At 66.8% G+C, this 7,654-nt stretch carries 7 protein-coding genes; 1 reads left to right on the top strand and 6 read right to left on the bottom strand.

Annotated elements, in window-relative coordinates; genetic code table 11:
* Nucleotides 1-80: 80 nt before the first annotated feature.
* Nucleotides 81-986: a dihydrodipicolinate synthase family protein gene (locus ACWCO2_RS29595; protein ID WP_450131072.1), complete on the bottom strand. Its 906-nt coding sequence runs from the start codon at nt 984-986 to the stop codon at nt 81-83.
* A gap of 251 nt (nt 987-1,237) precedes the next feature.
* Here ACWCO2_RS29595 and ACWCO2_RS29600 point away from each other — a divergent pair, with 251 nt between their 5' ends.
* On the top strand, nt 1,238-2,680 hold the full coding sequence (locus ACWCO2_RS29600) for an alanine/glycine:cation symporter family protein (RefSeq protein WP_450131073.1): 1,443 nt from the start codon (nt 1,238-1,240) through the stop codon (nt 2,678-2,680).
* 55 nt (nt 2,681-2,735) lie between these two features.
* Here ACWCO2_RS29600 and ACWCO2_RS29605 read toward each other — a convergent pair whose 3' ends face one another.
* The 5 genes from ACWCO2_RS29605 to ACWCO2_RS29625 all read right to left on the bottom strand — a co-directional run bounded on the left by ACWCO2_RS29605 (nt 2,736) and on the right by ACWCO2_RS29625 (nt 7,110).
* The gene (locus ACWCO2_RS29605; protein ID WP_450131074.1) at nt 2,736-2,864 is read right to left on the bottom strand and encodes a hypothetical protein; all 129 of its coding nucleotides are present in this window, start codon (nt 2,862-2,864) and stop codon (nt 2,736-2,738) included.
* 326 nt (nt 2,865-3,190) lie between these two features.
* Nucleotides 3,191-3,922, bottom strand: a complete 732-nt coding sequence (locus tag ACWCO2_RS29610) for an amino acid ABC transporter ATP-binding protein (protein WP_450131075.1) — start codon at nt 3,920-3,922, stop codon at nt 3,191-3,193.
* Nucleotides 3,922-5,418: an ABC transporter substrate-binding protein/permease gene (locus ACWCO2_RS29615; protein ID WP_450131076.1), complete on the bottom strand. Its 1,497-nt coding sequence runs from the start codon at nt 5,416-5,418 to the stop codon at nt 3,922-3,924. Before ACWCO2_RS29615 ends, ACWCO2_RS29610 begins: the two co-directional genes overlap by 1 nt.
* 1 nt (nt 5,419) lies before the next feature.
* A complete protein-coding gene (hutG, locus tag ACWCO2_RS29620) occupies nt 5,420-6,370 on the bottom strand; it encodes a formimidoylglutamase (protein ID WP_450131077.1) in 951 nt (316 codons plus the stop codon).
* On the bottom strand, nt 6,367-7,110 hold the full coding sequence (locus ACWCO2_RS29625) for an IclR family transcriptional regulator (protein ID WP_450131078.1): 744 nt from the start codon (nt 7,108-7,110) through the stop codon (nt 6,367-6,369). The genes hutG and ACWCO2_RS29625 overlap by 4 nt, the downstream gene beginning before the upstream one ends.
* Between the last annotated feature and the right edge of the window lie 544 nt (nt 7,111-7,654).

Genomic DNA, 7,654 nt, shown 5'->3' on the forward strand with positions numbered 1-7,654 from the left:
CTTCCAGTCGGATGCGTGGTGGTGATGAGGGCCTGGGCTTGGCGGGGGTGGGACGGCGTCCACCGTCCCACCCCCGCAGCTCACTTGTAGCCCTTGGCCAGGACGTTCTTGGTGTCGGCGAGGACCTTGTCGGCGATCTCCGGAGCCAGCGGCGAGCGCGGCGGACGGCACCTGCCGCCCTTGCGGCCGACCACGTCCATCGACAGCTTGATCGCTTGCACGAACTCGGTCTTGGAGTCCCAGCGCAGCAGCGGGTGCAGGTCGCGGTAGATCGGCAGCGCCTTGGCGATGTCGGCCGGGTTGCCGGAGGTGGCCAGCTGGTAGAGCTCGAGGCTGGCCGCGGGCAGGGCGTTGGGGTACCCCGCGATCCAGCCCACCGCACCGGCCAGACCCACCTCGAGCAGGACGTCGTCGGTGCCGATCAGCAGGTCGAGCTCGGGCGCGAGCTCCTTGATCTCGTAGGCCCGCCGCACATCGCCGGTGAACTCCTTGACCCCGACGATGTAGCCCTCGGAGTGCAGCTCGGCCAGCAGCGCGGGGGAGAGGTCGATCTTGGTGTCGAGCGGGTTGTTGTAGGCCACGATCGGAATGCCGACCTCCGCGGCCAACCGGTAGTGCTCCACGATCGCCGCGCGGTCGGCGCGGTAGACGTTCGGGGGCAGCATCAGCACCGAGTGCGCACCCGACTCGGCGGCGTGCTCCACCCAGCGGCGTGTCTCGAGGGCGCCGTAGGCGGCAACCCCGGGCATCACGTGGAAGCCCTCGGGCGCGGCCTCGATCGCGGTGGTCACCACGCGGGCGCGTTCTTCGGCGGTCAGCGTCTGGTACTCGCCCAGCGAGCCGTTCGGCGTGATGCCGTGCATCCCGTTCGCGGCGAGCCACTGGACGTGCTCGGCGAAGCCGTCGTAGTCGACCGAAAGGTCGTCGTCGAACTGGAGGGCCGAGGCGACGTGGATGCCGTGCCAGGGCTTGAGCTGCTCGGTCATCGAGCCTCCGCTTCATTCAGGGGGAGATGCGAACGGCCGTAGTATGTGACATTGCACTGAACGCTGACAAGACTCCGATTCGGGCTGCGTGGCTCGCTCCTCGCGGCGATCGCGTCCCTGCGCTCCGGTTTGCGTGCGATGTCGGCGCCTCTGTTGCGCATCGTTTTCGCTGGTGGGGCTAGACGTCGGATTTTGTGCAATGTTATATGTCACACCTCTCATTCGCCGACTCAACGAGGAGGGCCACGCGGATGGATGTGTTGACGCAGATCAACGACTGGCTCTGGACGCCACTGATCGTCCTGGTGCTGGGCTTCGGGCTGCTGCTGACGGCTCTGACCCGGTGCATGCAGATCCGTTTGCTTCCCGAGATGCTTCGGCAGTTGGTGAAGGGGGAGAAGTCCGAGGAGGGGATTTCCCCGTTCCAGGCGCTGTCGCTGACGCTGTCGAGCCGGGTTGGAGTCGGCAACATCGCCGGTGTGGCGACCGCGATCGCCGCGGGCGGACCAGGGGCGCTGTTCTGGATGGCCGCGATGGCCTTCCTCGGTGGGGCTACCGCGTTCGTGGAGTCCACCCTCGCCCAGATCTACAAGCGCCGGATCGACGGGCAATTCCGGGGCGGAATTCCTTACTACATCGAGAAAGGACTCGGGCTGCGCAAGGTCGCAGTCGTGGCTGCGGCTGTCGCCGCGCTGCTGTACGCGGTGCTGGCGCCCGGCGTTCAGTCCAACGCCATCGCCAGCAGCTTCGATTCCGCGCTGGGCATCGACCCGCTGATCAGCGGCATCGTGATCGCCGCGGCGCTGGCGTTCATCATCATCGGCGGGCGGCAGCGCATCGTGAAGTTCGTCGAGGTCATCGTGCCGTTCATGGCCGGTGCCTACATCCTCGGGGCCCTGGTCGTGCTGGTCTTCAACATCAGCGCGCTGCCGACCGCTGCGGGACTCGTGCTCTCCAGTGCCTTCGGTGCCAACTCCGTGTTCGGCGGCATCCTGGGCTCGGCGATCGCGTGGGGTGTGCGCCGCGCGCTGTTCTCCAACGTCGCCGGGGTCGGCGAGGGCACCTACGGTTCGGCCGCCGCCCAGGTCTCGCACCCGGCCAAGCAGGGCCTCGTGCAGTGCTTCTCGATCTACATCGACACCTTGTTCATCTGCATGGCGACCGGGCTGATGATCATCGTGACCGGCGCCTACAACGTCGAGCCCGCCGGCGTTCCGGCGCTGGCGACGAACCTGCCGGGCACCGAGGCGGGGCCGGCCTACACCCAGGCGGCGATGGACTCGGTGTTCGTCGGTGCGGGCGGCCCGTTCGTCGCGGTGGCGATCGCGTTGTTCGCGTTCTCGACGCTGGTGGCCTTCTACTACATCAGCGAGACGAACCTGACCTACGTGCTCGGCCGCACCCCGACCGCTGCAACCGCGATCCTCAAGGCCGTCCTGCTGGGCATGACGTTCTGGGGAGCGGTGCAGTCCGCCGACCTGATCTGGGCGATCGGCGACGTCGGCTACGCAGCCTTGGCCTGGGTCAACATGCTCTGCCTGCTCCTGCTGACCAAACCGGCCCTGCGAGCCCTGCGCGACTTCGACGCCCAACGACGCCGCGGCCAGGACCCGACCTTCGACCCGGCATCGATCGGCCTCACCGACCTCGAATGCTGGGGAACCGCAAGCACTCCCGCGCAAAACCGCGACTGATCATCGCACGGCCCAGTCGGTTCCGTTTCGCGCCGACTGGGTCCTGTCGGAAGGCTCAGGCGGGAGGTCGGCGGCCCTCGCGCTGGTACTGCACGTACAGCCGGGCCGCCAGCTTCTTGTCGGCGTCGAGCCGCATGGACAGCGGCACCAGCCGGAGCATCGCGGCACCCGCGAAACCGAACATCACCACGAACGCGGCGACCGCCGGTGCCGAGTTCGTCGAGCTTGTCCCAGGCCTTCTTGAAGACCTTGGTGACCTTCTCGGTCCACTCGGAGATCTTCTTCGCCCTGGTCCTGGCGACCGGAGGCGCTGGCGGTCGCCGGGACCACAGTTTCAATTGAAACTGTAAATCCACCGCGCCCGGTGCAGGGGCTCGTGGCGTCGGTGTCTGCTGGGCTGAAAAAGGTTCATCGGAGATGACTGATCAATTCTGGGGTACTGGAATTGATCAGGGGGCTTGGCGCAGTTCCGCCCGTCCGGCGGTGGTGATCGCCGGACGGGCGGTGTGCTCAGAGGACCTTGTCCAGGAAAGTGCGGATTCGGGGATTGGTGTTGCTGTCGGAGAAGAACTGATCCGGTGGGAGGTCGGCGACGATGTGCCCGCCGTCGACGAAGACGACGCGGTCGGCGACCTTGCGGGCGAAGCCCATCTCGTGCGTGACGACGACCATGGTCATGCCGTCGTCAGCGAGCTCGGACATGATGTTGAGGACGTCCTGGACGACCTCGGGATCCAGCGCGGAGGTCGGTTCGTCGAAGAGCATCAGCTTCGGGTCCATCGCGGCGGCGCGGACGATCGCAACGCGCTGCTTCTGCCCGCCGGACAGCCTGTTCGGGTAGGCGTCGGCGCGTTCGAGCATGCCGACGCGCTCCAGCAGGCCGCGTGCCTTCGCCTCGGCCTCGGTCTTCGACCTCTTGAGCACGTTCAGCTGCGGCAGCACGACGTTGCGCAGCGCGGTCATGTTGGGGAAGAGGTTGAAGTGCTGGAACACCATGCCCATCCGGGACCGCAGCCGGTTGAGGTCGACACCGCGGCCGGTCAGCTCTTCGCCGTCGAAGCGCACGCTGCCGGAGGTCGGGGTTTCCAGCAGGTTGAGGCAGCGCAGGAAGGTGGACTTGCCGCCGCCGCTGGGACCGATCACCGCGACCACCTGGCCGGGTTCGATGGTGAAGTCGATTCCGCGCAGCACTTCGACATCGCCGTAGCTCTTGGTCAGGTCCTTGACTTCGAGTAGTGCCATCAGGTGTACACCGCCATCTTCTTCTCGATGGTGCTCGTCGCGAAACCGATGAGGTTGGTGATCAGGTAGTAGAGCAGGCCGATGAACAGGTAGACCGTCAACGCGTCGAACGTGCGGGAGATGATGGTCTGCCCCACGAGGAACAGCTCGTGGATGGTCACGAACGACACCAGCGCCGAGTTCTTCGTCATCGAGACGAACTCGTTGCCCAGCGGCGGGAGCATGCGCAGGAATGCCTGCGGGATGATCACGTGGCGCATGGCCGAGGCGTGCGACATCCCGCACGACCGCGACGCTTCCAGCTGTCCGCGATCGACGGACTGCACGGCACCGCGGAAGATCTCGGTCACGTACGAGCCGCTGTAGACCCCGAGGGCGATGATTCCGGCGGCCATCGGGGGAAGTTGCAGCCCGAGCTGGGGGAGTCCGAAGTAGATGAAGAACAGCTGGACCACGAACGGCGTCCCGCGGATCACCGAGACGTAGGCGGTGCCCAGCCACCTGAGCGGTGCGATCCGGCTGAGCTTGGCGAAGCCGCCGATGGTGCCGAGCAGCAGGCTCAGCACCAGTGCGCTCAGGATGACCTGGATGCTGACGAGCAGGCCCTGCCAGATCTGTCCCCAGGACTCGACGATGGTGGAGAAGTTGAACAGGGGGTGTTCGGCCGGCTTGGCAGCGGTGGCCTCCGCACCGAACCACTTGTCGGTGGTCTGCTGGTAGGAGCCGTCGTCGTGCATCTGCTTGAGCGCGGTGTTGAACGCGTTCCGCAGGTCCGCATCGGCCTTCTGGAAGGCGTAGCCGTAGTTCTCCTCGGTCAAGCGGTCACCGACCTGCTTGAGACCGCCCTGCTGGGCGATGAAGTACTTCCCGCCGGGGGCGCCGGTCACGACGGCGTCGGCCTGCCCCAGCCGCGCTGACGAGAACATCTGCTCGTTGGTCTGCACCGTGATCAGCTGTGCGGCGGGTTGGTGCTGCTTGAGCCACTCGACGGACTTCGTGCCCACTTGGACGGCGACCCGCTTGCCCGCCAGGTCCTCGAGCGAGGAGATCGAGTTGTCCTTCTCGTTGGTGAAGATGGCGAGGCCGCCGGGGTAGTAGACGTCCGTGAAATCAACGGCTTTGGCGCGTTCGGCGCTGATGTAGATCGCCGAGGCGCCCACGTCGATCTGGTCGGCCTGCAGCGCGGGAACGATGTTGCCGAACGGCATCTGGACGAACTCGACGTTCTTGATCCCGGCCCGCGCGGCCAGCGCTCGGACCAGGTCGACGTCGAAACCGAGCTGGTTTCCCCCGGCGTCGGTGAACTCGAACGGCGGGAAGGTCGCGTCGGTGCCGACCCGCAGCGTGAGCTGACCGGACCGCAGTGCCGCGAGCTTGTCGGTGGGGGGAGGTTCTTCCGCGGTCGCCGCGCTCGTGGGCACGAGCACGAGGAGACAGGCGGCCAGACCGGTGAGGAGTGCGGTCGCTAACCGCGCCCAGGTCCGCTGACGGGGCATCTCAATGTCCTTCCGGGACAGATCGGTCGGCAGCGCTCATCGCGATCGTGTGCACGAGGCGGGCCGCGATCCGAGCGGTGCGGTTGTCGATGTCGTAGGTGGGATTCAGCTCGGTGATGTCGGCCAGGACGAGCTTCGGGTCGTTGCCGACCAGCCGGCACACTTCGATGACGACACCGGCGGGTACGCCGAGCGTCGAAGGGGCGCTGACTCCTGGCGCCTGCGCGGCGGGGAGCACGTCGAGATCGATCGACAGGTACAGCGCGTCGACGTCCGCGGTGAAGGCCCGGACGAATTCGACGACGTCGTCGACATGCCGCTCCTGGCAGTCGAGGTCCAGCAGATGGCGGACGCCGAGCTCGGCCGCGGTGGTGAACAGCGCGGCGGTGTTGCTCGGCTGGCTGATTCCGATGGCCGCGTAGGTGAACTCGGCGCCGCGCTCGGCTTCCCCGGTGGCGATCTGCCGGAACGGGGTGCCGGACGTCGCGCGATCGGCTTCCCGGAGGTCGAAGTGCGCATCGAGGTTAAGCACGCCCAGGCGCCGTCCGTCGAGCAGGCCGCTTCGCGCGAGCCCGAGGTAGGAACCGTAGGCCGTTTCGTGCCCACCGCCGAGCACGAACGGGAGGTTTCCGGCGCCCAGCTGTGCCGCGACAGCTTCGGCGAGGCCGTCCTGCGCCGCTTCGAGGGCATCACCGGCGACCGCGACGTCGCCCGCATCGTGCACGACGACCTCCGGCTGGATCGCGAACGAACCCAGCGCAGCGCGGATCGTGCCCGGGCCTGCTTGTGCTCCCGGCCGGCCACCGTTGCGGCGGACTCCGATGTCGCTGGGAAAACCGATCAGCGAGACGCCGGCAGCACTGGGTGATTCGTTGATCGCGTTGTGCCACCTGCGATGTTCTGGTCCGGGTCCGTCAGTGCGTCCGGTCCACTTAGGAGCATATGTGCTCACGCGTACGCCTCCAGTCTGCTGATGTCCTGCGCCGCGGCGTGAGTGAGCGTTATGAGGGACTCACGCCGCGCTCGGACGCGGAAATCCGGGGCCATCGTGCTGACCACGCCGACGAGGTCGTGCTTGCGGCCCAGCACGGGCACGCTCACGCCCCACACCCCTGGATCGACCTGCCCGACGCTCACCGCGAAGCCCTGGTCCCGCACCCGCCGCAGGTCGATCTCCAACTTCTCGACCTGCGCGGTGGTCAGCCCGTGCGCCGCGGCGGCACGCGCGACCCGGTCTCCGGGCAGGTGCGCCAGCAGGGCTTGGGCGCTCGCGCCGAAGGCGAGCGGCTTGCTCAGCCCGGGGGAGAAGCTGCACCGGATGACCCTTGTTCCCTCGGCGGCTTCGATGCAGAGCACGTCGTTGTCGCGGGCGATGAGGAACGCGGCCAGTTCGTCGGTGTCGGTTGCCAGCCGCCGGAGTCGAAGCCGCACCCCACCCTGGTTGAGCACTTCCCGCCGGTAGTTCTCGGCCATCTGCACCGTCAACGATCCAGCACAGTAGCGGCCGCGCGTGCGTCCCTGGTGCACCAGGCCGATTTCGACGAACGCCGTCAGGTGCCGGTACACGGCGCTCGATGGAATGCCGGTGCCGGCGGAGATCTCCTCCGCCGTCGCGCTCTCCTGTTCGGCGAACACCGCCAGGATCTGCGCTGCTCGTCTACCGGCTTTCCGGTTCGTTTCCGGGCTGGTCACGGCGGGCACAGTACGTCGGCGGTGTGCGGCTGCCCAGTTGATTCTCCCAGTGAATGGGAATTTAATTCCCAGTATTCGAGCGGATGCGGAGAGGAACGGTCGGCAGTGCCGGAGCGAGATGACCGACAGTGGCAATTCGACTACGGACGGCTGGTCGAGGCGGCAGGTGCGGTCCTTGATGCAGTCCCGCCGCATAGAGCACTTCGGGTTGGGGCAGCCTGATGCGCCAAGGGATTGAGGGCGCACTGCGGCAGCATGCCTAGTGCTGGGGTCTGAGGCCGCATCGTTATGGCGCTGTCACGGCACTGTGGTGGGTTGTGAACATGGTGTAGGTGATTGGGCTTTCCAAGCGAAGCTCGGTGATGCTGAAGAACTGCTGGGGGCTTGAGGCATCGGACTGGTGAATCTCCAACCTCGTCCGTACAGGTGAACGGCTCAAAAGGAGGTCTCTAGTAGGGCAGCCGCACTTTGATGGTGTCATGTGAGTTGGATCCGGCGGCGGAGTCGGGTGCGGTGGTGGAACCAGCGGGCGCGGGCTTGGTGG

This window comes from Saccharopolyspora sp. NPDC002376 (genome assembly GCF_053593195.1).

What these genes read in the sequence shown, in the direction of transcription:
- ACWCO2_RS29595 (WP_450131072.1), bottom strand. Translation starts at nt 986, where the DNA reads ATGACCGAGCAGCTCAAGCCCTGGCACGGCATCCACGTCGCCTCGGCC.
- ACWCO2_RS29600 (WP_450131073.1), top strand. Translation starts at nt 1,238, where the DNA reads ATGGATGTGTTGACGCAGATCAACGACTGGCTCTGGACGCCACTGATC.
- ACWCO2_RS29605 (WP_450131074.1), bottom strand. Translation starts at nt 2,864, where the DNA reads ATGTTCGGTTTCGCGGGTGCCGCGATGCTCCGGCTGGTGCCGCTGTCC.
- ACWCO2_RS29610 (WP_450131075.1), bottom strand. Translation starts at nt 3,922, where the DNA reads ATGGCACTACTCGAAGTCAAGGACCTGACCAAGAGCTACGGCGATGTC.
- ACWCO2_RS29615 (WP_450131076.1), bottom strand. Translation starts at nt 5,418, where the DNA reads ATGCCCCGTCAGCGGACCTGGGCGCGGTTAGCGACCGCACTCCTCACC.